The sequence below is a fragment of the Alcanivorax sp. NBRC 102024 genome (assembly GCF_001602235.1).
Lineage (GTDB): Bacteria > Pseudomonadota > Gammaproteobacteria > Pseudomonadales > Alcanivoracaceae > Alcanivorax.
The window spans coordinates 58,943-84,235 of sequence record NZ_BDAS01000003.1; the positions used below are offsets into that span (position 1 = coordinate 58,943).

The window sequence follows — 25,293 nt, forward strand, 5'->3', positions numbered from 1 at the left end:
GCTCTTACAAAGCCAGCATGCTCATGAAGTCATTGACCGGCATGATTTCAAGCCCATTACGGTCCTGGCAACGTTCCAGGATTTTCTCTGATCGCGCCAAGGGGAAGCAGGTAAGCAGGTTACGACGGAATTTGCTTTCCAGAACAGGGATCCCCTCCTCCCTGCGACGGCGGTGTCCAATGGGATATTCCACCGCCACCTTGTCCGTGCGGGAGCCATCCTTGAAAACTATCTGGATGGCATTGGCGATGGACCGCTTATCAGGGTCGTGATAATCCGACGAGTACTGTTTGTCTTCCCGGACGATCATTTTGTCGCGCAGGGTGTCGATCCTGGGGTGGCAAGCATGGAAGTCATCCTCGTAGTGTTCGGCAGTCAGTTCACCGAATATGAGGGGCACGGCGACCATGTATTGCAGACAGTGGTCTCTGTCCGCCGGATTGGCCAACTTGCCCTCCTTGGAGATGATACGAATAGCGGAATCGTGGGTAGTAAGCTCGATCCTGTCGATTTCGTCGAGTCGATCCTTTACCTGAGGGTGCAACGTCACCGCCGCTTCACAGGCCGTCTGGGCATGGAACTCTGCCGGGAAACTGAGTTTGAAGAGAATATTCTCCATGACATAGGAGCCATACTCTCGCTGAAAACGGAATCTGCGCTCTGCCTCGGGTTTGATCTGCTGGTCCTTGTTGGTCTTGGAAAACAGTACGTCGTAGAAGCCCCACTGCTTGGCCGTCAGCGCACCGGGGATCCCCATCTCCCCTCTCAGCGCGATATCGGCCAGCCGTACGGCCCGGCTGGTGGCATCGCCGGCAGCCCAGGATTTTCGTGAGCCCGCATTGGGGGCATGGCGGTAGGCACGTAGAGACTGACCATCAACCCAGGCATGGGAAATGGCGGAAAGCAGCTGTTCGCGATTGGCGCCCATCATTTTTGCTGCCACGGCCGTGGACGCCACTTTCACAAGCACCACATGGTCGAGCCCTACCCTGTTGAAGGAATTCTCCAGTGCCAGTACGCCCTGGATTTCATGGGCCCGAATCATTGCATCCAGCACATCCTTCATGGCCAGCGGCGCCCTACCCTGTGCCACCCGTTTCTGGGAAAGGTGATCTGCCACCGCCAGTATCGCGCCCAGGTTATCCGATGGATGCCCCCACTCCGCTGCCAGCCAGGTGTCGTTGTAGTCCAGCCAGCGGACAATGCAGCCGATATCCCAGGCAGCTTTGACCGGGTCAAGGCGATGCGGTGTGCCCGGAACGCGAGCAGCATGGGGAACCAGGGTGCCTTCGACCAGCGGCCCAAGGTGTTTGGTGCACTCTGGAAACCGCAGTGCCAGCAAACCACACCCCAGGGTATCCATCAGGCAGTGGCGCGCCGTATCCCAGGCTTCTTCCGAGTCGATCCGGTAATCGAGGACGTAGTCGACGATCGCCTGGATTTCCTGATCGTAATCCGGGCGTTCATTATGATCGACATTAGCGGACATGACGGGAGCCTCCCCTGACTGGGTTGGCTTTCAGGGTCGCCCCGGGATGACAGAGGGTCAAGGGTTGGAGAAGACTAAATCGGCGGATATTCGCCTTGCGAGCAAGGCTCCAACGGGGGTGGCTATTGTTGGAGCCTTGCTCGCAGTGCGAAGTCGGCCAAGCGAATCAGAAGCAGTCGCCGGGGACCCGCACCCAGCCTTCCATCAGCACACGTGCACTACGGCTCATGCTGGCTTTGGTGGCAGTCCACTGGCCGTTCACTTGCTGGGCGCCGGCACCGACGCGCAGGGTGCCGGAGGGGTGGCCGAAGGTTACACTGTCACGTTCGCCTCCACCGGCGGCCAGGTTAACCAGGGTGCCCGGTACCGCCGAGGCACTGGCGATGGCCACGGCGGCGGTGCCCATCATTGCGTGGTGCAGCTTGCCCATGGACAAGGCCCGCACCAGCAGGTCCACCTCCCCTTCTCCGATTTGCTTGCCACTGGATGCGGTATACGCCTTCGGTTTTGCCACAAAAGCAATTTTGGGGGTGTGCTGGCGGGCTTCTGCTTCCTCGATATTCTCGATCAGTCCCATGCGCACGGCGCCATAGGCACGAATGGTCTCAAACCTCTGCAACGCCTCCTTGTTTTCGTTAATGTCGCCCTGCAGCTCTGTACCTCTGTAACCGATATCTTCTGCGTTCACGAAAACCGTAGGAATACCGGCATTGATCATGGTCGCGGGGAAGGATCCGACGCCGGGGACTTCCAGCTCATCAACCACATTGCCCGTGGGGAACATGGCGCCGTCGCCGTCTGCCGGGTCCATGAAGTCCACCTGCACTTCCGCGGCCGGAAAGGTCACCCCGTCCAGCTCGAAGTCACCGGTTTCCTGGACTTCCCCGTTAGTGATCGGTACGTGGGCGATGATGGTTTTCTGGATATTCACCTGCCAGATGCGCACCACCGCAATGCCATTTTCAGGAATCCGTTCGGCAGCTACCAGTCCATTATTGATGGCAAAAGCCCCTACCGCCGCAGTCAGGTTGCCGCAATTGCCGCTCCAGTCAATAAAGGGCTTGTCGATGGAGACCTGACCGAACAGGTAATCCACGTCATGATCGGTGCTCTCGCTCTTGGCCAGAATCACTGTTTTGCTGGTGCTGGATGTGGCACCACCCATGCCGTCAGTGTGTTTGCCGTAGGGGTCCGGGCTGCCGATCACTCGCAGCAACAGTTTGTCACGGGCCTCGCCCGGGACCTGGGCCACCTCCGGCAGATCCGTGAGACTGAAGAACACGCCTTTGCTGGTGCCCCCACGCATGTAGGTGGCGGGGACTTTTATTTGAGGTGCATGAGTCATGCGTTTTCTCCTTCAAAAAACCCCGATGAGCGAAGCCATCGGGGTTTCAGATTCTTCGCCTTGCGAACAAGGCTCCAACAAATTTCGCTGAAGCCTTGCTCACATTAACGAACGACTTAACTCGCCTCTGCCATGAAGTCCTTGGCGAACTTCTGCAGGATGCCGCCGGCGGAATACACGGAGACTTCCTCGGCAGTATCCAGGCGGCACTTGACCGGTACACGTTCCACATCGCCATTCTGGCGGTGGATCACCAGGGTCATGGTGGACCCGGGCGCGCGCTCCCCTTCCACGTCGAAGATCTCTGTGCCGGCCAGACCCAGGGTCTTGCGGGTAGTACCTTCTTCAAACTGCAGAGGCATGACACCCATGCCGATGAGGTTGGTACGGTGGATGCGTTCGAAGCCTTCGGCAACGATGGCTTCCACACCCGCAAGAGCCACACCTTTAGCCGCCCAGTCACGGGATGAACCCTGGCCGTAGTCGGCGCCGGCGATAATGATCAGCGGCTGTTTGCGGTCCATGTAGGTCTCAATGGCTTCCCACATGCGCTTCACTTCGCCTTCCGGTTCAACCCGGGCCAGGGAGCCCTGGATCACATTGCCCTGCTCGTCCTTGACCATCTCGTTGAACAGCTTCGGGTTGGCCAGGGTGGCACGCTGGGCCGTCAGGTGATCGCCACGGTGCGTGGCGTAGGAGTTAAAGTCTTCCTCCGGCAGGCCCATCTTGTGCAAGTAGGCACCGGCAGCGCTGTCCAGCAGGATGGCGTTGGAGGGCGACAAATGGTCAGTGGTGATATTGTCCGGCAGGATCGCCAGCGGACGCATACCTTTCAGGGCACGGGCCTCGGCCATGGTGCCTTCCCAGTACGGCGGACGGCGGATGTAGGTGCTCTGCGGGCGCCAGTCGTATAGCGGGCTGGCTGCGCGCGCGCCGTCGCCTTTCTTCTCGAACATGGGGATGTAGGTTTTACGGAACTGATCCGGCTTTACGGATGCCTTGACGATGGCATCGATTTCCTCGTCAGCCGGCCAGATATCCTTGAGCATGATCGGATTACCATCCTGGTCGTGGCCCAGCACATCCTTCTCGATATCGAAACGGATGGTACCGGCAATGGCGTAGGCCACCACCAGCGGTGGCGAAGCCAGGAAGGCCTGCTTGGCGTAAGGGTGAATACGTCCATCGAAGTTCCGGTTACCGGACAGTACCGCGGTGGCGTACAGGTCGCGATCAATCACTTCTTTCTGGATTTTGGGATCCAGCGCGCCACTCATGCCGTTACAGGTGGTGCAGGCAAAGGCCACCACATCAAAGCCCAGCTGCTGCAGTTCCGGCAGCAGGTCCGCTTCTTCCAGGTACATCTTGACGGTCTTGGAGCCCGGCGCCAGGGAGGATTTCACCCAGGGCTTGCGGATCAGGCCCAGCTTGTTGGCGTTGCGGGCAATCAGGCCGGCAGCGATCATGTTGCGCGGGTTACTGGTGTTGGTGCAGCTGGTGATGGCAGCAATGATCACCGCGCCATCCGGCATTTCGCCTTCTTTCTCTTCCCACTTGCCGGAGATGCCACGATTGGCCAGTTCAGAGGCCGGCAGCAAGGCATGAGGGTTGGAAGGGCCTGCCAGGTTGCGGCCGACGCTGGTCATGTCGAACTTGAGAACGCGCTCGTATTCGGCGGTCTTCAGGCTGTCTGCCCACAGGCCGGTGGCTTTGGCATAGGTTTCCACCAGCGACACCTGCTTGTCTTCGCGGCCGGTGAGCTTCAGGTATTCCAGGGTGTTATCGTCGATGAAGAACATGCCGGCAGTGGCGCCATATTCCGGCGTCATGTTGGCGATGGTAGCACGATCGCCCACGGACAGGCTGTCAGCGCCTTCGCCGAAGAATTCCAGGTAGGCACCGACAACACGCTCGCGGCGCAGGAACTCGGTGATCGCCAGTACCAGATCAGTACCGTTAATGCCGGGACGCAGTTTGCCGGTGAGCTCCACGCCGACGATGTCAGGCAGACGCATCATGGACGGGTTGCCCAGCATCACGTTCTCGGCCTCGAGACCACCGACACCAACAGAAATTACGCCGAGCGCATCCACCATGGGCGTATGGCTGTCGGTACCGACACAGGTATCCGGGTAGGCAACGCCATCGCGCACCTGGACCACCGGCGACATTTTCTCCAGGTTGATCTGGTGCATGATGCCATTACCCGGCGGAATCACGTCCACGTTATCAAAGGCGGTCTTGGTCCAGTTGATGAAGTGGAAACGGTCTTCGTTGCGGCGTTCTTCCACCGCCCGGTTTTTCTCGAAGGCATTATCTTCAAAGCCCGGGTGTTCCACAGCCAGGGAGTGATCGACGATCAGCTGGGTCGGTACCACCGGGTTAACCTTGGACGGATCACCGCCCTGCTCGGCGATGGTGTCGCGCAAGCCGGCCAGATCCACCAATGCGGTCTGGCCCAGGATGTCGTGACAGACAACCCGGGCCGGATACCAGGGGAAATCCAGATCGCGTTTACGCTCGATCAGCTGGTTCAGCGAGTCGGTCAATGCTTCCGGCGCACAGCGGCGAACCAGCTGTTCGGCGAGAATCCGTGAAGTGTACGGCAGTTTGTCGTAGGCCCCAGGCTGGATCGCATCGACGGCCGCACGGGTGTCGAAATACTCCAGCTCGGTGCCGGGAAGGGCTTTGCGGTATTCGGTGTTCATAGCCTGGGACTCTTTAGTCAATCCTGGGGACGTCTTACAGTCGCACGTCAGACGCTTTAAACAATTTCTGCTGCGCTCAAATGGGTATCGAATGTTGACAATCAAGCCACCTCGATCCGCATCGGCTTGAGCGCCGGGCGTCCGACATCAGACGCCCGGCGCGGTCAATCAGCCGCGCTCGGCGATCGGGGTTACCTTGCGCAGTTCCGGACCGGTGTACTCCGCACTGGGACGGATGATGCGGTTATCGGCACGTTGCTCGAACACGTGGGCGGCCCAGCCAGTCAGACGGCTCATCACGAAGATAGGGGTGAACAGTTTGGTGGGAATGCCCATGAAGTGATACGCAGATGCATGGAAAAAATCCGCGTTGCAGAACAGTTTCTTCTCGCGCCACATAACTTCTTCACAACGCACGGATACCGGATACAGCACCGTATCGCCCACATCCTTGGCCAGCTTTTCGGACCATTGCTTGATGATGGCATTCCGCGGATCGGATTCGGTGTAGATCGCGTGGCCGAAGCCCATGATCTTTTCCTTGCGCTCCAGCATGCCCATCATTTCTTTCTCGGCATGCTCCGCATCGGAAAACTTCTCGATCATGTCCATGGCCGCTTCGTTGGCGCCGCCATGCAACGGACCCCGCAAAGAACCGATGGCACCGGTGACACAGCTGTGCAAATCGCTCAGGGTGGATGCACAAACACGGGCAGTGAAGGTAGACGCGTTGAACTCATGCTCTGCATAGAGAATCAGAGATACGTTCATTACCCGCTCGTGCAGCTCGTTGGGCTTTTCGCCGCGCAGAAGATGCAGGAAGTGGGCGCCAATGGACTCGTCGTCAGTTTCCGGATCGATTTTCACGCCATCGTGGCTGAAACGGTACCAGTAGCAGATGATGCTGGGGAAAGCGGCCAGCAGACGGTCGGTGGCATCTTCCTGCTGACTGAAATCGGTTTCCGTTTCCAGATTACCCAGCATGGAGCAGCCGGTGCGCATCACATCCATGGGGTGCGCATCCTTGGGGATTTGCTCCAGAACAGTTTTCAGCGCATCAGGCAGACCGCGCAGGCTTTTCAACTTGGCCTTGTAGGTGGCCAGCTGATCCTGGGTAGGCAGCTCCCCTTTCAGGATCAGGTGTGCCACTTCCTCGAACTCGCAGTTCTCGGCAAGATCTTTCACATCATAACCACGGTAGGTCAGCCCCGAGCCACTCTTGCCAACGGTGGAGAGTGCGGTTTTACCTGCTACCTGGCCGCGCAGGCCTGCGCCACCGAGTTTTTTGCCTTCTGCCATTGTTTATCTCCTTGTGAAACTCATTTTCAGCAATACGAATTCTGCTCTGTGGGAACGTCTTTCAAGCCGCTCCCAGATAAAATCTCTCAGCCCTTGCCTTTGGCGAAGAGCGCATCCAGCTTCTGTTCGTAATCGTGGTAGTTCAGGAAATCGTACAGTTCCATACGTGTCTGCATGATGTCTACCACATCCTTCTGATGACCCTGCTCGCGGATGCTCTGGTACACCTTCAACGCTGCCTGGTTCATGGCACGGAACGCACTCAGCGGATACAGGATCATGTCGGCGCCAGCCTCTGCCAGCTCTTCGCGGGTGAAGAGTGGCGTCGCACCAAATTCAGTGATATTGGCCAACAGCGGCACATCCCCAAGCCCTTTCTTGAAGGCCTTGTAATCTTCCAGGGTGTGCACAGCCTCAGCAAAGATGCCGTCTGCTCCGGCATCAATACAGGCTCTGGAACGCTCGATGGCCGCCTCCAGGCCATCTTTCTGGAAGGCGTCGGTACGGGCAATGATGAAGAAATCATCATCGGTCTTGCCGTCTACGGCCGCCTTGACCCGGTCAACCATTTCCTCCTGGGAAACAATTTCCTTGTTCGGACGGTGCCCACAACGCTTCTGCGCCACCTGGTCTTCCAGATGCACCGCGCCAGCGCCGGCCTTGATCATTTCCTTGACGGTACGGGAGATATTGAACGCCCCACCCCAACCGGTATCGATATCTACCAGCAGCGGGGTTTCCACGGCACTGGAGATGCGGCGCACGTCTTCCAACACGTCGTTCATGCTGGTCATGCCCAGATCCGGCAGGCCATAGCTGGCATTGGCCACTCCGCCACCAGACAGATAGATCGCCCGGTACCCGGTCTGTTCTGCCATCATTGCCGCGTAGGCGTTGATGGTGCCCATGACTTGCAACGGTTTTTCTTCGGCCAACGCCTTGCGGAAACGGCCCCCGGCGGTCAGTTTACTCATACTCAATCTCCTCGTTATGTGCCTCAGGAGCTTGCCAGCATGCGAACCAGGTTCGCCACGCTAGCATGGCTCCTACGGGGTATCTGGCGATATGGTGTACTGGTTTTCGATATTCTTGCGGGCACTGCTGATATGGCGACGCATTAACAGCTCGGCCATTTCCGCATCCCGGGCCTCGATCGCTTCCACGATACGACGATGTTCATTAAGGGCTTTCTGGGGCCGATTGGCCACGGTGCTGAACTGATAGCGATACATACGCACCAGGTGGTAGAGCTCACCGATCAGTAACTGGCTGAGCGTGGCATTGTGGCTGCCCTGAATAATGCGGTAGTGAAAGTCCAGATCCCCTTCGCGCTGGAAATAGGCCACATCCTCACGCAGATCCTGCTGCTGCTCATGCTGGGCCAGCACATCATAGAGGCCGCGGACTTCCTCGGCAGTCATATGCTCGGCGGCGAGCCGGGCGGCCATGCCTTCCAGAGCTTCACGCACATGGTAGATTTCGATCAGGTCACTGACACTGAGAGAGGCCACGCGAGTCCCCACATGCACCACTCTTTCAAGCAATTTGCGGGATTCCAGGCGGCGTATCGCTTCACGGAGGGGGCCACGACTGACGCCATAGCGGCTGGCCAGCTCGGTTTCGCTGACCTTGGAACCAGGCAGTATCTCCCCGCGCACGATATCGTCCTGGAGCCGGGCAAAGACCCGGTCTGCCAGTGTTCGTGCACGACTATCTGAAAGTGTGCCTGGGGAAGCTATAGACATAAAACAGCCCGATTGTTGACAATCTGAACAACCGGGCTGGACTTTACGCCTCTAAACAGGATGTTTCAAGGGGCATTGTTGACAATTGGCGTTAAGTCTAAGGAGCCATTGGGTCACAGTCAGGATCGCCAGGCGCACCCTTAAAGAATTGCACAGCACCACTGCGCAGTGAATTGAACCGCCGTGACTCAGGTCCGCTAGGCCCCTCTTCCCCGAAACCCGCAAGAACGATGCGCGGCAAAAATGTCTCCTCTACCCAACGAGCACGAAGACCAATTTCGAAGTTTTCATCAGAGAGCCGGTAAAGAGGGGCACAATCATCTGCCTCGACAGTGAGATCAACACGCCCCTCAATAGTTGCATTGAAATGCGGGATGTCTTCCCGTTGGTCGATGCCTGGTGCCAGCCGAATGGAAAGATTGGCGCTTTTGGGGTCGTCAAAACTTCGGGTGACAAGGCCAACGGCATAGGTATTACCGCAAACGCCAGCGGCCCCAGTGGTTACCAGTCCGTCTGAAGCAATCCTTAAACAAAATTCGCCGATATCATTTTCGTCATTTCGCACACGTTCACGGGTTACCGTCTCTCCGCCAAGCGTCTCGGGATAATTGCCGCCATCACTGCTGATTTCTTCATTATCCTCCGTGTCCTCGTTCGGATCGATAATATCCATGCAGACGCCGGCGTCATCGTCATCGCCAAGGTCGTCATTCACACAAGCCCGCATCAAACGAATCGTGTAATCACCGACTAACTCAACAGCGATATCAGGCTTCGCCTGAACAAAACCGGTTTTGGTAGCCCGGAAAGGAAGCGGCTCACCGGTCAATTGCTCATCAAGTAACTTGCCGGTTATTTTCCCCTTCTCTTCCTCTTCCAGTTCCGAATCAGCACCGGGAAAGTCCAGCCGGAAATCGCTGTTACCCTGGATCTCCACACCAGCATAAAGGCTTGAGCCAAGGAAACGGCCAGATACCTGGGCATCGGTATTGTTATCCGCAGCATCACCGATGCCCGCACTCAGGAGATTGACCGACAGTGTGTCGTCGCTTTGATTCTGAAGTTCAAGAAGCGCGGATAATCCAGCAGTGGAGCTGAAGCTCAGGTAATCCAGTACCTCATTACCTCCCTCTGAGGCCCGCACACCCAAACCGCCACCGAGAATATCGCCATCAGGGAGAACCAATGCATTGAGAGTAAAGGATACCGTCGAGCCATCCTCTCCACCAAAATCACACCCCTCAAGAATGATGCACTCGCCAGCAATTTCAAAGGCATAGAGGCCGGCGCGGGTGCGGTTATTCCCCTCAACAAGGCGAGCCTCGTAATTGCCGGTATCGTTGGCAAACCCATCCACGGGGGTTTCAGCGTTTACCCGGTCAATAAAGCCCTGCCAAGCAGCCTTGAAATCGTCAAAATCGCTGTAGTCAAAACCATTGTCTGCGGCAAGTTCAGGTTGCGCATCAAGAATGGTGTTGGGATCACCGGGGTCGGCAGGCAGAGCCTGGTCGCCGGGAATAATGATCTTGTCGGCAGGGTCATTCCCCTGTTGATTGAGAGCATGAAGCAACGCAGAGCGGTTCAGTGCCGGGCTGGCTGTACCCAGCGCACCTTCTCGGATCGCGGTACGACGAGGCGATTCAATCAAATCCGCAAGGGTTAATTGGTAGGTTCCCTTGCGCAACTGCTGCGGCAGCAGGTATGTACCCAAGCTGACGCGATTGCCTTCAAAAATCGCACTCCCGATATAAAATTCAATACTGCGAGAATTGGCGGGGCAAAGGGCATGAAATGCTGGCACTTCAATATCAACCCCCGCGGGCGTATAGGCCTCATCACGTGTAAAGCCATTGGAATTGCCGCACCGATAACCCAGGTTTGCAACACGCGGCCCTTGCAACTCGATCAGTGAATCACCGCGAGGGTTGATGTCACAGTTAGCCCCTAACGGACACCCCGGAACCGTGGCATCAGAAAAATCCTCGCCGCCATTACAGCCAGCCAGCGCCAGGGCAGCAATAGCCATTAATGTTAGATGTCGCATAATTCTTTACCTGTCATCTCAAGCCAGGAAGGTCCCGACTGAATTCATTGGGCGGATAGCAGCAATTCGCCGTTCAGTACTGCCTGCAGCCCATCAGTGCTTGGCTGTTGTTGTTGATAAGGCAGGAAAAGCACCAAGTGGCGTTGACCGGATTCACGCGGAAAGGTTCCATGCAGATAGCCGTAACGGTACCAGGTCTCCGGGTATTTTCGGCTGAACGGTTGATCGACAAGAAGCAATGGGCGCCCCTGCTCATCCAGCCAGAGAAGCTGGGCAGCCACATAGTCTTTTTTTCGGATAAATGCCTTCAGATCAAGACTGTTAACATTTTCGGCCAACTTCAGAGCTTTTGCCTTGAATGGCTGATCACCAAGCAAGACCGGACTGTCCGGGCCAAACGTAATCAGCATTTCCTGCCCGGCGCCAAGGGTTTCGATTTCGTCAAGCAAGTGCAGGCAGCAATCCTGCCTTATCGTCCGGTAGGTTTCCAGGAACCCATCGCCGCCGGGTAACTCCGCATAGTCAGGCTCAACCCGGTTTTTGGCTTCTTTCTCTGCCACCATATCCACCGGACGGCTCACTAGTTGACCACTTTCATCCACATAGGTGATGAAGCGGTCTCGCTCTTTCGCTGCAAGCTCCTGGTCAATCTCTTCACTGGGCCGGTAATCTTCAAGGGGTGCAGACAGCAAATCCGCACCGGATGTGTCGACAGTTTCAACACTGTCTTCCTTGGCCTCTTCCGCGGCTTGCTCCGACACGGGCTTTTCAATGGTAACCAGGTTCCCCTGGGCATCCGTGTAAACGTAAAACTCACCCTGCCCCGTGCTGCTTTGGCAGGCAGAAAGAAGCAGGCAAAGGGCCACCACCAATGCGAAAGAATGCATTATCGGCTTCACACCATTACCCTGCATCTTCTTGTGTTCTCCACGACTGCGCACCCATGATGATTCTGCAGGACTCCTCGCAAGCCAACCTGGCAGCGTTCGTTCTATGCAATATTAGAAACGGGTCCTGAACGCCAGCCCCATAATCGTGACTGTCGCTTCGGTTTTGATATCCAGCCCCGCATAGGGGTTGTACACCACATTGTCGATACCCGTACAGTTTGCCGCACAGCTTGAATTCGCCGGGATTTCATCCTCGCTACGAAGCTGGGCAATCCCCAGGTCGATATCCGTATCCTTATCCCATTTGTAGCCAAGACCCAGGCTGTAGTACTTGGCCTCGTTGATCGGCACCAGCGGGCTGCGGCGATCCTCGGGAATTGCCGATGCCCGCGGCTCGTACCCGGCGCGAAGCTGGATACGACCGGTGAGGTCATAGGATGCACCAAACGCCAGATTCCACGTGGACTGGTAGTTCAGCGGGTAACTCAGCCGTGTTGAGGTAGAACCCGGTGAAAACAGCCGCGCCAGACTAAGCACCGCCGAGCTGCGGTCAAAGGCAAAATCGAAGGAATCCCACTCTTTGTAATCCGCCCAGACCGCATCGATATTAAACTGCAGTCTTTCGGTGGGGCGAATTTTGATGCCGGTCTGGAATGACGCCGGCATGGTCAAATCCATACTGACACGGCCCACTTCCTCTGGTGCAACACGAGAAGGTATCCCAAGCACCGCCAGGGCAATGGCCCCGGTGGCGGATCCACCAATGCCATTGATGGTTTCCTGGGCAGCATTGGAGTAGCTGATTTTATAATCACCGCGCATATGCGTTTTGGCCGCAGAGCGCCATACGGCCCCCCAGGCAAAACGGTCATTAGGCTCCCACAAGACGCCCAGGTTGTAAGAGGGGCTGAACCGCTGATCCATTTTGACGTCCAGGGATGCCAGGTTCTTGAAAGGTCCCAGGCCTTCCTCCGGTCGACATATCCCGAACAGGATCAGATCTAGCGCGATGTTCGATTCCCCCTTGAAGGGGGCACAGATGCTTTCATCCAGCACTCGAGCAAAGCCCAAAAGCTCGTTGGGAGCACGAAAATCTTGCTCCAGGGCAACCGCCTGAAAACTCATGCCGATGGAGGCACCGATCGAAAGCTCGTCATTCACCCGGTAGCCCACCGATGGGGAAAGATAGGTAATCCGCTCCAGAGCAACCCTTTCACCCATGAAGTTACCGACATCATCTTCATCACGATAAAAACCGGCCGCCATGGGCAAATACGTGGCGGTGCCGAAGGTAAATTTGGAGCCTGCCGGGCGAATGGAAAATGCCGGCAATGGGCCGGCAATCAACGGCCCCGGCGGCAGATCCACGGTATCGTTAATAAAGGGGACATAGAGAGAAATCCCCTCAATAGTACTGTTCGCGGTTTTAAAGTCCCGACAGAAATCCACACCATCATTGGGAGCATCATTACAAACCACCGGATCATCGGAAAAGCCGAAAACGTTATAGTCCGGTGGCGCGGAGAACTCCGAGTTCAAGCTGAAGTCTGCTGCCAGAAACTGCAAATCGACCCTGCGACCATCCAGTTTGGCAAGACCCGCCGGGTTAAAGTGAATAGCCATAATCCCCGGTGGATCGGCCGTGACTGCGTGGCCCATGCTCATGGCCCGCACATCGATCGCTAGGTTGTTCGCCAGCTGGGCGTTGACACTCGTTGCAAACGCTCCTCCCAGCAGAGCCACCAGGCCAAAGACCAACGCCTTCTTGTTATTTTTCATGGCATGCCTCTCACAACTGCAAATGTCGGCTTAGGCACCGGGTTTCAGAGCACTGAAATCAATCGGCATTGACAACCCAAGCAACACGTCGGGAGAGTCTTCGGTGAGACCGAAGCCGAAACTGAAATTAATGATGCGGTTCTTGGAAGTACGCAGGCCAATGGAGGTGTTCACCACACTGGAAGTGGAGTCTTCAGAGCGGGCAATACGCCCACCATCAAAAAAGAATTCGGTATCAAAATTATAGGATTGCTGGTAGCTGGCGCTTAAGGACACTTCATAGGAAAGTGCATAGGCCATCCCCATGGAGAAGTTGATACTGTCGCCGGGGTTCACTTCCTCAAGGATGTCAGACCCACGACGCTGATTAAGCCCGGTAATATCAAAGGCCATGGTGTAGCCTAAGGAACCGTAGAGTACGACCGGATCAACAACCTTGCTCATACTCACGCCACCGCCCAGGGAGTAAAAGCCGGAGCCACTGGACACCTCACTATTGACGTTGATGTCGTAAGGACTGTCACCGGTAGGGGTGGTCAACGTGGTGTAAAGGGTGGTGTTAACCGCACCAGGCCGCACCGGGAAAGGCTGATAGCGCAAACCAAAGGAAACATCCCCCAGGGCAGCCTGGGACACATCTTTTTCGGTGTCATATTTGTACGAGACCGGCAGGCGGGTATTGAAGGTCAGGTTGTTCCAGATCCCGTAGTCAAAGGACAAGGACGAGCCGAAGGAGTGCTGGGCGTCCTGTTCAATGCGAAACCGGCTGATGTTGCCGCTGTCTTCGTCCAGAGCGATATCAATACGGTCATCACGATAATAATTATAGTTGGCAGAGAAATTCAGCGACATCTGCCCACTGGGCAGCAGGGAGTACTGTTTCTCTGCGGCCTGAAACACCTCTTCCAGGTTCTTTTCTTCGGTTACATCGTCTTCTTTGGTCTGCAGGGCATCACGCGCTTCCTCAACGCTTTCAGCCGCCCAGGCAACGGGCTGGGCAAGCAGAAGTGCAGCCAGGGCTGCCACTTTTCCAGACTTCATGTTCATGCAAAGCCTTCATTTATTCTGTTTGTTATTTGCCACTGCAGGCTCTTATTTTCTGAAATAGGTACGGGTTGGCACATTGATGACCCTCTCTGAGCCATCGTCTTCCTCAATCAATACTCGGCGAAGCGTACTGGCCTTGTCAGCCCAGTTCTCAATGGTATTGGTGAATACAGGAAACTCCTGGAAGGCCAAACGATTGACCGTCCGCTCGTCGAGCAAACGGAGATCATAATCTGTTAATTCCAGACCATCCTGAGGCTCAAAGCCATTGGGGAAGACAATAAAGAGGACGTTCTGGTCCCAGACCTCAAGGAATTTGGATTCGGTAAAACTGATATTTCCCAGTGCAGGATCAGCCACAAACACATGGCCATTCTGGTATTTTTTCAAAACAACGAAGTGCTTGAAGCCCCCATAGGCGATAGGCACGATGGCGGGGTGGTCGAGCGTTTTGATGTCCTTGATTTCCGCCTTGAAGCCACCACTGGGATGACCCAGAGCCGTTGCCAATCGTTTCATATCCAATAACGAAAAGCCTCGCCGCTGGACAATCTTCTCGGTTTCGCCGAACCGCAGAAGCCCTTCCATTATCTGGCGCTCCTGGAACTGGCGTCCAAGATATTGATTCAGCACGGTCGTCAATGCAGCAGAGCCACAGGAATAATCGTACGCCTGGCGTGTGACATTATGATAACGGAATTCGGAAACCGGTTTGACGGGTAACCCCCGCTCACGGAGAGGACCGTCACCAGTGGGGTGCTCGTAGTAGATCACGCCTTTTTCAGGGGGCTCGACCACAACCGACTCATTGGCCGCAAAGTAGATCAGCGCTACACCCAGCATGGACGTCAGCATGGCAAGTTATCCGCTATTATTGTTATTGTTTGTTTCCAACATAGGCAGACATGTTAACCATGTACCCGTAGGCAGGCAACCACCTATTCAGACAGACAGGGTTGGCGATGCAGCCAACTGCGGCCCTTGCCCAAAGAAACACACCTCAGCCCAAGCCTCCGACAGGAATCAAAGTCTTTCTCACCCAGCTGCTGAACTCAGTAATTAGCATCCCTTCGACAGGGCTTTCATCGAAAGAGATGACAGCAACAAAATTAAACGCGCTTTCGTTTTCCTATCTATATAAGCCACAATAAAAAATCCGGCTTCCAGTGAAAGGAAGCCGGACTAATCAGAAACAAGCCTTAAACCTGCAATGAGCCAATTCGAAACATTAACTCATAAGCGTAGTCTCCAGCACTTCAGATCACTTACCAGAGATGGTCACAGTAGATGAGGACATGTCCAGACCCAGAATCGCAACATCGCCTAAGTAGTTACCGGCAGCGTCACCAAGAATCACGTCCGACATTTTGATGTCCATCGGGGAGCTACCGGACATATCAACAACCAAGCCAGAAGAACTTACATCAATACCAACATTAGCCGTAAGATTTGTGCTACTAGCGTCTGTAATCAAAATTTCGCTTGCGCCCAAACGGCCACCACCCGCATTACTGCCAGCAGTTGCTGCATCGACAATAGCCAAATTGTTAGTGGCGTCACTTGCATCACCGAGCTTCAAACCACCAGTAATTGTCGAACTTAGAGCGATCATATTAGTGTTGGTACCGCCAACGCTCTGCAACTCATTACCAAGTTGAATATTAAGCGATGTACCTGCACCCAAGGCAATCGAAATTGGATCAATGATTGACTCTTCGGTGGCAGCATCCCAACCCCAATCTGGAGTCCCGTCGTCCCTTTCACTATTAGCAACTTTAATCGTGCCAGTATTGATAGTTACACCAGTAGGCATGCTGACGGCAACCTGCAAAATCGGAGCAGTTCCAGTTACCGCACTATCGCCAGCATCAATATCCAGACGAATAGACGCATTACCGCCAGCCCCATCATCAATACTAAAACCGTCCATAACGATGGCGCCATCATTTGCATAGCCAGTAAAACCGCCCCTGTCATGGATCACTACATCAGCATCAATATTTGCACTGATATCTACAACGATACCGTCCTGACCAGTCACACCGGACAGCGCGCTGTCTTCCATGGCTTCCATGGAAAAACCGGTAGCCGGAAGGGCTGCAACGGCGGCCGCCAGAGCAAGCTTCTTGAATTTCATTGTAATCTCCTCGTGTGCACAACGTTTTGTTGTAATCGTTCGGGTGCCACGCTTGTCAGGGCACGCCTCTAAGTTAACACAACAGTTACAAAAACAAATGCTCCCGTTACAAAAGTTGTTGTTACCAGAATAAGCTCGTATCTATCTGTTTTTAATAACTAATATTGTTATTGGAACCACAGTCACAGCCATGAACGCATGTAAACAGGAAAAAAGAATAAGTCTACCTGTTACGCGCGGTAACAAGGTTGGGCAAGTCCGACCATGGCAGGTAGACTAGCTCGCACTTTCACCGGGTTACAGCAATGACACCGAGCTGCCTCTTTAATAGCACAGACGGTCTGGTCGCGCTCCAGCGACCGGATCTGACGTTAACTGCCAACAACAAGGCGGAACTCATGCGCTGTGTGACTGACACTCAAGAGGCGCTGGCTGACGGGTTTCTTTTTGCAGCCGGGATCCTGCCCTATGAGGCCGGCGCCTGGTTAAGAGAGGTTAGCGCAACGTCCGCCGTGACCGAGACTGGCAGGTCTGCCCCTTCGGTGATGCCTGCAGTGATCCACCTTTACCGGGAATTGCCAACGGCCGTAAGCGGTTCAGAAGCCGCTCTCAAAGGCCAGTTCAGCCTCTGTGGAACCTTTCGGGAGGAGCAACGCCGGGAGCAATATCTGCATAGCCTGAGTCAGATCAAGGACTACCTGTCCGCCGGGGACTGCTACCAGGTCAATCTGTCCCAGCGCTTCTGCACCGAATTCACGGGGAATCCCCTGGTTGCCTGGCTGGGATTGCGCGACGCCCACCCTGCCCCGCACAGTTGTTACTTTGATACGGGTGATAACCAGGTATTCGGTGTCTCGCCTGAACGGTTCTTGTCCATCCGCGGCAGGCAGGTAGTGACCGAACCGATCAAGGGATCGCGGCCACGAGGGACAACCCCTGAGGAAGACCAGGCGTTCGGTGCGGAACTGCTGTCCAACCCGAAGGATCGGGCCGAAAACCTGATGATTGTGGATCTGCTGCGCAATGACCTGGGAATCTGCTGTGAACCGGGCAGCGTCCAGGCCGACCCACTCTTCGAGTTACGGCGTTTCAGCAATGTTCAGCATCTGGTCAGCACCGTGACCGGCACCCTGCGCCAGGACCTGTCTCCCCTGGACGCCCTGCTCGGCGCTTTTCCCGGTGGCTCCATTACCGGCGCCCCGAAGAAACGGGCCATGGAGATAATTGCCGAGCTGGAACCCGTGCCCCGCGGCGCCTATTGCGGCAGCTTCTTCTGGATGGACAACCAGGGCAATCTGGACAGCAACATCCTGATTCGCACGCTGCAGACCGAAGGTGACAGGCTCTACTGCCATGGCGGAGGGGGGATTGTGTTCGATTCAGTGCCAGAGGCCGAATATGAGGAAAGCCGCTTTAAGGTCGCCAAGCTGATGGGCGCACTGGAGGAACGATTTCTCTAGAAAGCAGCGTTGCATTCCACCCTCAAAAAAGTCGCGCCCAGAATTGGGCGCGGCTTTTTTGACTCTGCCATCCTGGCCAGGGCCACTGTGTTACAGCGGGATATCCCGGGGGCTGGCCTTGACGATTTCCTTCTTCAGGTCCTCATAGCTGTGCACGGCAGGGAACTGGGGAAATTCGGCGATCACATTGTCGGGAGCATGAAACAGGATCCCCTGCTCCGCCTCTGACAGCATGGTGGTGTCGTTGTAGGAGTCACCTGCCGCGATACAGTGGTAATTCAGGGAATGAAATGCCTTGATGGATGCCCGTTTGGGGTCTTTCTGGCGCAATTTATAGTCGGTGATCCGGCCATTGCCGTCCACTTCCAGGCGATGGCAGAACAGGGTCGGCCAGCCAAGCTTCTTCATCAGCGGCCTGGCGAACTCGTAGAAGGTGTCGGAAAGAATGATCAGCTGGAAGTTCTCGCGAGCCCACTCGACAAACTCCCTGGCACCTTCCAGAGGCTCCAGGGTATCAATAACCGCCTGAATATCCGGCAGGCCATAGCCGTGTTCGTCCAGCAGCCGCAGGCGCATCCGCATCAACTCGTCATAGTCCGGAATATCCCGGGTGGTGGCTCGAAGCTCCTCAATACCGGTCTTTTCCGCAAAGTTGATCCAGATTTCGGGGATCAACACCCCTTCCAGGTCCAGGCACAGCAATTCCACGGTTTTCCCCTTTGGGTGAATAAGGCGCGCACAATGTAGCGGCGGGCGATGCGCTTTGCAACGACTGGCCACATTCAGCTTGGCTTAACCTGTGAGGGCCTTGCTGGCCAGGCTGGCACGGGAAGGCCGCCAGTGCTGCCGGGACTCTTCCCTTTCAGGCAGGACAACACGAATGGAAACCGTAAGCGGTTCTGAGGGATTAGCGTATGGGCAACTCAATGCCCTCGAACAGCGCCTCTCTTTCTTCCCGGTTGGGGGCCTTGATGGCGGCATCCACCTGATCACGGGTGAGATGAGGAGCGAAGGCTTCCAGAAAGTCATACATGAACCCGCGCAGGAAGGTGCCCTTACGGAAACCGATGCGCGTGGTGCTGGATTCGAACAGATGACCGGCATCCAGCGCGACCAGGCCCTTGTCCTCCACCGGGTCCACGGCCATATGGGCGATGATACCCACCCCCATGCCCAGGCGGACGTAGGTTTTGATCACGTCCGCATCTGCAGCGGTGAACACCACCTTCGGTTCCAGCCCCTTGTCGACAAAGGCATCGTCCAGCTTGCTGCGCCCCGTGAAACCGAACACATAGGTGACAATGGGGTACTCCGCCAGCGCTTCCAGGGTCAACGGTTTGACCTTGGTCAGCGGGTGACCCTCCGGCACCACCACGGTTCGGTTCCAGCGATAACAGGGCATCATGACCAGGTCCGTGAACAGATCCAGGGCTTCCGTGGCAATGGCGAAATCCACGCTGCCATTGGCGGCCATCTCGGAAATCTGCATCGGCGTGCCCTGATGCATATGCAGGGAAACATCCGGGAAACGCCCGGTGAACTGCTGTATCACCGGCGGCAGCGCATAACGGGCCTGGGTATGGGTAGTGGCGATGCTCAGTTCACCCCGGGATTCATCACGGAATTCCTGGGAAACACGACGAATCGATTCAGTCTGCTGAAGAATCTCTCCGGCAATCTTCAGAATCGCCTGGCCTGCCGGGGTGATATGGGTCAAATGCTTGCCGCTGCGGGCAAAGACTTCGACGCCGAGTTCATCCTCAAGCATGCGAATCTGCTTGCTGATTCCCGGCTGGGACGTGAAAAGGGCCGCGGCAGTGGCAGATACATTCAGATCATGGCGGGCCACTTCCCAAATGTAGCGTAATTGCTGCAATTTCATCCTTGCCTCCGCAATCGGAACACGGCTCCCGGATCCGTCGCCACCCGGTGTGGGGTTTTCGTAACGACAACCTAACCTGGTTATAAAAATATGAATAATTATTCGTTCAAAGCATAGATAACCGTCTTTACAGTGTCTCCGTCAAGTCTTTCTCCCATATGGAGTACTTTATGCCGCTACTGCAACCGGAGCTGCTTCTCTATATAGGCGCCGGTGCCCTGGTCGGTTTTGCCGTTGGCCTGACCGGAGTCGGAGGCGGATCGTTGATGACGCCACTACTGCTCCTGTTTGGTTTCCCGCCCCAGGTTGCCATTGGCACCGACCTGCTTTACGCCGCTATAACCAAATCTTCGGGTATGGTGATGCATGCCCGCCGCGGCAACGTGGACTGGACCATTTTGAAGCGCATGGCAGCCGGCAGCATCCCGGCCGCCTTGCTCACCGCTGCAACGCTGTGGTTACTGGCGTCTGATGCGGGTGACTATGCCCCGTTACTGACAACGGCATTAGGCATAACCCTGATCGTCACCGCTCTGGTGCTACTGTTCAAGCATCGTCTGCAGGCCCTGGCGAACCCGCAATCGGCCAGCTTTATGGGGTCCGTACAACAGCGGGCCGGGGCATGGACGGTGGCCATGGGGATTCTGCTGGGGGTTTTCGTAACCCTGTCCTCTGTGGGTGCCGGCGCCATCGGTACAGCCGTCTTGCTGATTCTCTACCCTGCCCTGGCACCCGTTAAAGTGGTGGGCACCGATCTGGCCCATGCGGTCCCGCTGACTCTCGTTGCTGGCCTGGGCCACTTGGCTCTTGGTCATGTGGATCCGGGTCTGCTGTTAGCTCTGCTGATGGGGTCCCTGCCGGCAATTTACATCGGCACCCATGTGGGTCACCGGGTCCCCAGCCACATCATGCATCCACTGTTGGTCACAGTGTTGTTGGCGTTGGGAGTCAAATATGCGGTGTTTTGACGGGCGGCCAGGACAACTCCCATCAGCGCAGGGAATAGCTTTCGCAAGTCGTTTTGGCAAAGGACCAGACCTCTGCCGCAGGGAAGTCAACTTTCTCCGGTTTTACGCCGGTTGGCGACCCCGTGGGGAACATGTCCTGCGGCCACATGACGAGCGGCGGATTCGCAATGGCCCTGCTGATCGTCAAAGAACACATCTGCCCCAAAAGCTCGCAGAAAATCCCCTTTCGGCAACCCTCCCAGAAACAGGCTTTCATCAAGACGGATATTCCAGTCCCGCAGTGTCCGTACCACCCGCTCGTGAGCCGGCGCTCCACGGGCCGTCACAAGGGCGGTCCGGATTGGGCAGGTCGCAACGGGAAAGCTGGTCTGCAATTGATGCAATGCAGCCAGGAAGGGTTTGAAGGGCCCTCCGTCCAAGGGCTGACGGGCAGAACGTTTCTCGTTTTCGGTAAAGGCTTCCAGTCCATCACTCTGGAAAATCTGTTCAGACTCATCGGAAAACAACACGGCATCGCCGTCAAAGGCGATCCGCAGAATGCCATCCGGGCGCTGGCACTGCCCACCGGAAAGGATCGTCGCGGCAGCGTAACCGGCTTCCAGCACCTGCTGCACATCATCCGGATCAGTAGAGAGAAACAGATGGGCGCCGAATGCAGAAACATAGCGGTGAGGGCTCTGCCCCCCGGCAAAGGCGGCGCGGGTAATGGGCAGCCCGTAGTGTTCAATGGAATTGAAGACCCGCAGCCCGGTGTCCGAACTGTTGCGTGACAACAGAATCACTTCCACCCGGCCCTTGCCTTCCTTCAGCTCATTGATGGCCAGCAATTTCTGCACCAGAGGGAAGGCATCCCCCGGTTCCAGTACATCATCCTCGTGGCGGGTCTGGTAATCCTGAAAGGCCTCAAGCCCCTCTTCCAGATAGACCCGATGGCTGTCAGCCAGGTTGAACAGGGCGCGTGAGCTGATCGCTACAACCAACTTGCCATCAAAGGAAACCGGCATCATGGCTCTCATGTCAGTGTATTTAGCTCAGTATCCTGTGCCGTTGGGCAATTCGCAACCGGCCTTGGGCAGCCTCCTTATCACTCCCTGCATGCTTAACCTTTCAGTCTGGTTCACGATCTTTACCCAAAGAGCAGAGACCGCAGCCAGGAGGAAACGATGAGTACACAGGAGTGATTCAGCGGCTCCTCAGCCGGCATTGAAAATGGTCACTGGCAGAGAAAAATTGCCATTAGCATGATCAGGAAATTGATCAATGGTTGTTCAGTGCTGGGATGTGGCATAAAGTTGCTACAGCAACGGCGTTGCACGTTAGCATTGAAACAGGGCATTGCTGCTCTCCGGCACAAAGCCACTACGAACAATCCGAAGGGGAAAGGGAGTCATCCATGGCTGCTAGCAAGGTGAAAGATACTGTCGAGGAACTTCAGGCTCAGATTCGCAAGCTGGCTGAGCGCTTCGACAAGGAACGCGAGAAACAGATCAGTCAACTTGAGAAACAACTGGAGAAGGTGCGCGATCGCCTGAACCAGGAAATGAAGCGCCAACGGGAGTACTTCGCCAAGCTTGAAAAGCTCCAGGCTGAATACCGTGAACGAGCCACTGCTACCGTCAAGAAGCAGATTGAGCGGGCTCGCAAGGCAGCCGAGGATGCCCGCAAGCAGGTTGAAGCCTCAGAAGGCCGCAAGCGTATTCTGGAAACCGAGGTTCGCGTGCTGAAAGCCACCGCCAAACAGGCACACAGCCTGTCACGGGTGATCGGCCAGTACGAAAAAGACCTGGAAAAGCGTGCCAAGGAAATCGAGCGCAAAGTCGCCCCCAAGAAGGCAGCTGCCCGCAAGGCACCTGCCAAGAAAAAGGCCGCTGCAACGAAGAAAGCCGCCACTCGCAAGGCACCTGCGAAAAAGAAAGCCGCTGCCAAAAAGGCCCCCGCCAAGAAAGCAGCAACCAAGAAAAAAGCGGCTGCCAAGCGCGCACCTGCCAAGAAGAAAGCAGCAGCGCCCTCCTCCGGCAGCTAGGCTGCCCCGAAACCAAAAAAGCCGCCCAAGGGCGGCTTTTTTGGTTTCATGAAGCGGTTACCCTTGGGGTAAAAGCTGTTCTTCCATACCTGCCAGATAGCGAATCTGATGCTGGCGAGCATCGCCCGCCAGTTCACGCAGATTGGAATAGGTGCGAAGCCCAATACGGTACGCCTGCCCTACCCGCTGGCAACTGACCACCTCGGCAGAGACCTGTCGCAGGATCATTCCCGGCGCATAGAGATCCAGCTTGAGGCGGGTTCCCGGCGACAGACTCACCGGAGACGTCAGTCCAACGCCGTAACGGTTATAGTCCATGGCCTTGGCGCGGGTGAGAAAGCGCCACCCACCAATCAGGCGATGTCGAAAGATGTCCACCCGCATCTGGGTGTGGATTCGTGCCAGCTTGCGACGATTGGCGCCGCGATTTTCCCTGCTATCCATCATCGAACCGTATCAGCATCTGATCAAAATAATGTACCACCGCCTTCCTGGCGCTGGCCTCCATGCCCGGCAGCCCTTTGTGGGTGGCGGACGCTGTAGCTTTACAAATTGTAACACGAGCAGCGGCGACGAGTGCACGGTTTACTCGTCCCAATGTCAGACAACACACAGAGTTATCCATAAAATGAGTGATCGCCCCGTCATTGATGGCCTGCAACACGTCAAGCAGTGCCGCCATGTCCTCCTCACCCTGCAGGCTGGCCTGGAACACCAGACTGGCTTTTTCAGCCATCGATGGGCATAGCGGATAGGCCACATACAGCCTGTCCTGCTGATAATGGCGCAAATTGGAGAAGTACCGCGCCAGGGCAAGCTGTTCAGCGACGGAGGTATTTTTCAGCAACCGTCCAACAAGACTGTCCGCCGAGCGGTTGATGACACGCATGGCACCTAGAATCAGCCTTGCCGAAGCACCCTTTGCTTGGGCGGCTTCAAGGGGACCTTTGAAAAACACCGACAGCACCTCATCAACAAAAGGCGCGACCAGCGCATCCAGTTGTTCCAGATGACAACGATGCGGGGCAGCCAGCATGCCATCAATAAATTGCTCAATGGATTGCTGAAGTGGTGGTGATGCCTCGAAGGTAATGTGTAGCGTGCTATGATCCATACTCGTTTAACTGGCGGACACAGGGAAAGTGGCGAATCTTACTGTAATTTTCAGGCCCTTACGGCTGCTGACGGGCCTGGTTCTTCTGGCGTCCCAGTCACTTTTTGCGGAAGCAGAGACCCCCACCTCCTCCTTCCCGATGACACTGCAACCCGCTGAAGCCCAGTACCGGGTTGTCGTCAATGGTATCCCGCTAGGCCTCGATGCCACCATTCGCCTGACGCAGAGTGATCAGGATTACCAACTGCACTTCCAAATTGAAAATCGGCTATTCCAACATGAAGAAATTGCCACCTTCCGCTGGCATGACTGTAGTGCCCGTCCGTACCACTATCGCCATGCCAGCGCCGGTTTTGGCATGCGTCGGGAAGGCGAAATCCGCTTTGACTGGAAAGAAGGCGAAGCGCAAGGAAGCAAGGCCGTTTACCCTTTAGTGGACAATGCTCTGGATGCACTCAGCGTGGCCATGATGGCACGCTGCAATATGGCCAGAGGCGATACCGCCTTCAGCTACCAGGTGGCGGAACCTGATGGCATGACGCACTATCAGTACCGCTCTTTAGGTGAGGAAATCCTGGAGACCCCCGCTGGCGAGTGGGATGCAGCCAGCATAGAGAGGGACTACCCTGAGCGCAGTAAACGTTCACGATTCTGGGCCGCCAGAGAGCTGGATTACTTCATGGTCCGCATGGATCATCAGGAGAATCTGTTCGTACGGGGGCGTATTGAAATGACCTCATTCAGATATCTCGCCAGCACCCCGTAACCCGGTAGCCACGGAATAACGCCCTGCGTGCCCAGCCTGAAAGACCGGGTAAGCCAGGCATTATTCAGCGCCTCCCCGGATTCCCAAACCACTGCGCCAGGCCGGCAGCACCTTGGCCAAACGCCGGGTCGCCTGATTGATCACTTCATTCTGGTCCTCTTCCATTTGCCAGCGACGGGAGTCCTGCTGAAAACGGGCTCGCGGCGTGAGTTCCTGCCGCTGCTCACCACGGTCAAACTGGCGGCACGTCTCGGCAAACTGGTGAATGGCCGCAAGGTCTACCTTCGGTTCAATGCTGTCAGGCAGGCAGTCAAGCAACGCACTGATGCGAATGGAGGCTTCACTCAGCTCCACCTGTTTCTGCTCTACGGCGCGACACAACACCTCCAGGCTTTCAATGATATGCACCTGCTGGGCTCGCGTTTCCCTTGCCTGGCGACGGGCCAACCATAACCGCCAGAGCCCCAAACCCAGCGCAGCGCCAATCAACAGCCCGATGAGCGCTGCCAGTATGAGTTGTCCGGCCTGGGCCATAACAGATTCTCCTAGGGGTATGTGAGGATAAAAGTGACATTTGCGGGATTGAAAATCCCCGAG

General features: G+C 56.0%; 22 protein-coding genes. 4 read left to right on the plus strand and 18 right to left on the minus strand.

All coding sequences use genetic code 11. The annotated features are described in order from the left end of the window. Positions 1-4 precede the first annotated feature (4 nt). The 12 genes from A0251_RS06555 to A0251_RS06610 all read right to left on the minus strand — a co-directional run bounded on the left by A0251_RS06555 (position 5) and on the right by A0251_RS06610 (position 16,483). Positions 5-1,489, minus strand: coding sequence for a bifunctional 2-methylcitrate dehydratase/aconitate hydratase (locus tag A0251_RS06555; RefSeq protein WP_062816064.1), 1,485 nt, complete (start codon positions 1,487-1,489; stop codon positions 5-7). A 166-nt stretch (positions 1,490-1,655) separates the two neighbouring features. Then, positions 1,656-2,834, minus strand: coding sequence for a 2-methylaconitate cis-trans isomerase PrpF (prpF, locus tag A0251_RS06560; RefSeq protein WP_062816065.1), 1,179 nt, complete (start codon positions 2,832-2,834; stop codon positions 1,656-1,658). Between the two features lie 116 nt (positions 2,835-2,950). Beyond that, positions 2,951-5,542, minus strand: coding sequence for a Fe/S-dependent 2-methylisocitrate dehydratase AcnD (acnD, locus tag A0251_RS06565; RefSeq protein ID WP_062816066.1), 2,592 nt, complete (start codon positions 5,540-5,542; stop codon positions 2,951-2,953). A gap of 168 nt (positions 5,543-5,710) precedes the next feature. Beyond that, the gene (gene prpC, locus A0251_RS06570; RefSeq protein WP_062816067.1) at positions 5,711-6,841 is read right to left on the minus strand and encodes a 2-methylcitrate synthase; all 1,131 of its coding nucleotides are present in this window, start codon (positions 6,839-6,841) and stop codon (positions 5,711-5,713) included. Between the two features lie 86 nt (positions 6,842-6,927). After that, positions 6,928-7,815 (minus strand): methylisocitrate lyase, encoded by an 888-nt coding sequence (gene prpB, locus A0251_RS06575; RefSeq protein WP_062816068.1) that lies wholly within the window; start codon positions 7,813-7,815, stop codon positions 6,928-6,930. Positions 7,816-7,887: 72 nt separating this feature from the next. Continuing rightward, positions 7,888-8,586 carry a GntR family transcriptional regulator gene (locus tag A0251_RS06580; RefSeq protein ID WP_062816069.1) on the minus strand — a complete coding sequence of 233 codons (699 nt, stop codon included), beginning with the start codon at positions 8,584-8,586 and terminating at the stop codon, positions 7,888-7,890. 97 nt (positions 8,587-8,683) lie between these two features. Beyond that, positions 8,684-10,630 carry a hypothetical protein gene (locus A0251_RS06585; RefSeq protein ID WP_156478256.1) on the minus strand — a complete coding sequence of 649 codons (1,947 nt, stop codon included), beginning with the start codon at positions 10,628-10,630 and terminating at the stop codon, positions 8,684-8,686. Between the two features lie 44 nt (positions 10,631-10,674). After that, entirely contained in the window at positions 10,675-11,502 is an 828-nt protein-coding gene (locus A0251_RS06590) for a hypothetical protein (protein ID WP_197461870.1), read from the minus strand. 129 nt (positions 11,503-11,631) lie between these two features. Beyond that, the gene (locus A0251_RS06595) at positions 11,632-13,299 is read right to left on the minus strand and encodes an OmpP1/FadL family transporter (RefSeq protein WP_062816072.1); all 1,668 of its coding nucleotides are present in this window, start codon (positions 13,297-13,299) and stop codon (positions 11,632-11,634) included. A gap of 30 nt (positions 13,300-13,329) precedes the next feature. Next, positions 13,330-14,340: a transporter gene (locus A0251_RS06600; protein ID WP_231874180.1), complete on the minus strand. Its 1,011-nt coding sequence runs from the start codon at positions 14,338-14,340 to the stop codon at positions 13,330-13,332. A 51-nt stretch (positions 14,341-14,391) separates the two neighbouring features. Further along, entirely contained in the window at positions 14,392-15,201 is an 810-nt protein-coding gene (locus tag A0251_RS06605) for a C39 family peptidase (RefSeq protein ID WP_062816074.1), read from the minus strand. Positions 15,202-15,607: 406 nt separating this feature from the next. Continuing rightward, a complete protein-coding gene (locus A0251_RS06610; RefSeq protein WP_062816075.1) occupies positions 15,608-16,483 on the minus strand; it encodes a DUF6160 family protein in 876 nt (291 codons plus the stop codon). Positions 16,484-16,788: 305 nt separating this feature from the next. On the opposite strand from A0251_RS06610, the gene pabB reads away from it, so the two are divergent. After that, on the plus strand, positions 16,789-17,943 hold the full coding sequence (gene pabB, locus A0251_RS06615) for an aminodeoxychorismate synthase component I (protein ID WP_062816076.1): 1,155 nt from the start codon (positions 16,789-16,791) through the stop codon (positions 17,941-17,943). 90 nt (positions 17,944-18,033) lie between these two features. Here the strand turns inward: pabB and thrH are convergent, their stop codons facing one another. Both thrH and cysB read right to left on the minus strand, forming a co-directional pair. Then, complete coding sequence (gene thrH, locus A0251_RS06620; RefSeq protein ID WP_062816077.1) at positions 18,034-18,651, minus strand: bifunctional phosphoserine phosphatase/homoserine phosphotransferase ThrH; 618 nt, start codon at positions 18,649-18,651, stop codon at positions 18,034-18,036. Between the two features lie 199 nt (positions 18,652-18,850). Continuing rightward, on the minus strand, positions 18,851-19,825 hold the full coding sequence (cysB, locus tag A0251_RS06625; protein ID WP_062816078.1) for an HTH-type transcriptional regulator CysB: 975 nt from the start codon (positions 19,823-19,825) through the stop codon (positions 18,851-18,853). A gap of 170 nt (positions 19,826-19,995) precedes the next feature. Here cysB and A0251_RS06630 point away from each other — a divergent pair, with 170 nt between their 5' ends. Then, positions 19,996-20,793, plus strand: a complete 798-nt coding sequence (locus A0251_RS06630; protein ID WP_062816079.1) for a sulfite exporter TauE/SafE family protein — start codon at positions 19,996-19,998, stop codon at positions 20,791-20,793. Positions 20,794-20,879: 86 nt separating this feature from the next. On the opposite strand, the gene A0251_RS06635 is transcribed toward A0251_RS06630, so the two are convergent. Continuing rightward, entirely contained in the window at positions 20,880-21,797 is a 918-nt protein-coding gene (locus tag A0251_RS06635) for a 5'-nucleotidase (RefSeq protein ID WP_062816080.1), read from the minus strand. 389 nt (positions 21,798-22,186) lie between these two features. On the opposite strand from A0251_RS06635, the gene A0251_RS06640 reads away from it, so the two are divergent. Further along, the gene (locus tag A0251_RS06640) at positions 22,187-22,816 is read left to right on the plus strand and encodes a hypothetical protein (protein ID WP_062816081.1); all 630 of its coding nucleotides are present in this window, start codon (positions 22,187-22,189) and stop codon (positions 22,814-22,816) included. A gap of 57 nt (positions 22,817-22,873) precedes the next feature. Here the strand turns inward: A0251_RS06640 and A0251_RS06645 are convergent, their stop codons facing one another. Together A0251_RS06645 and A0251_RS06650 are read right to left on the minus strand one after the other, a co-directional pair. After that, positions 22,874-23,263, minus strand: a complete 390-nt coding sequence (locus A0251_RS06645) for a PilZ domain-containing protein (protein WP_231866101.1) — start codon at positions 23,261-23,263, stop codon at positions 22,874-22,876. Then, the gene (locus tag A0251_RS06650; protein ID WP_062816082.1) at positions 23,253-23,930 is read right to left on the minus strand and encodes a hypothetical protein; all 678 of its coding nucleotides are present in this window, start codon (positions 23,928-23,930) and stop codon (positions 23,253-23,255) included. Before A0251_RS06650 ends, A0251_RS06645 begins: the two co-directional genes overlap by 11 nt. A 28-nt stretch (positions 23,931-23,958) precedes the next feature. Here A0251_RS06650 and A0251_RS06655 point away from each other — a divergent pair, with 28 nt between their 5' ends. Then, positions 23,959-24,696, plus strand: a complete 738-nt coding sequence (locus A0251_RS06655; protein ID WP_062816083.1) for a DUF3108 domain-containing protein — start codon at positions 23,959-23,961, stop codon at positions 24,694-24,696. A 60-nt stretch (positions 24,697-24,756) separates the two neighbouring features. Here A0251_RS06655 and A0251_RS06660 read toward each other — a convergent pair whose 3' ends face one another. After that, positions 24,757-25,230: a DUF2489 domain-containing protein gene (locus A0251_RS06660; RefSeq protein ID WP_062816084.1), complete on the minus strand. Its 474-nt coding sequence runs from the start codon at positions 25,228-25,230 to the stop codon at positions 24,757-24,759. Positions 25,231-25,293: the final 63 nt, after the last annotated feature.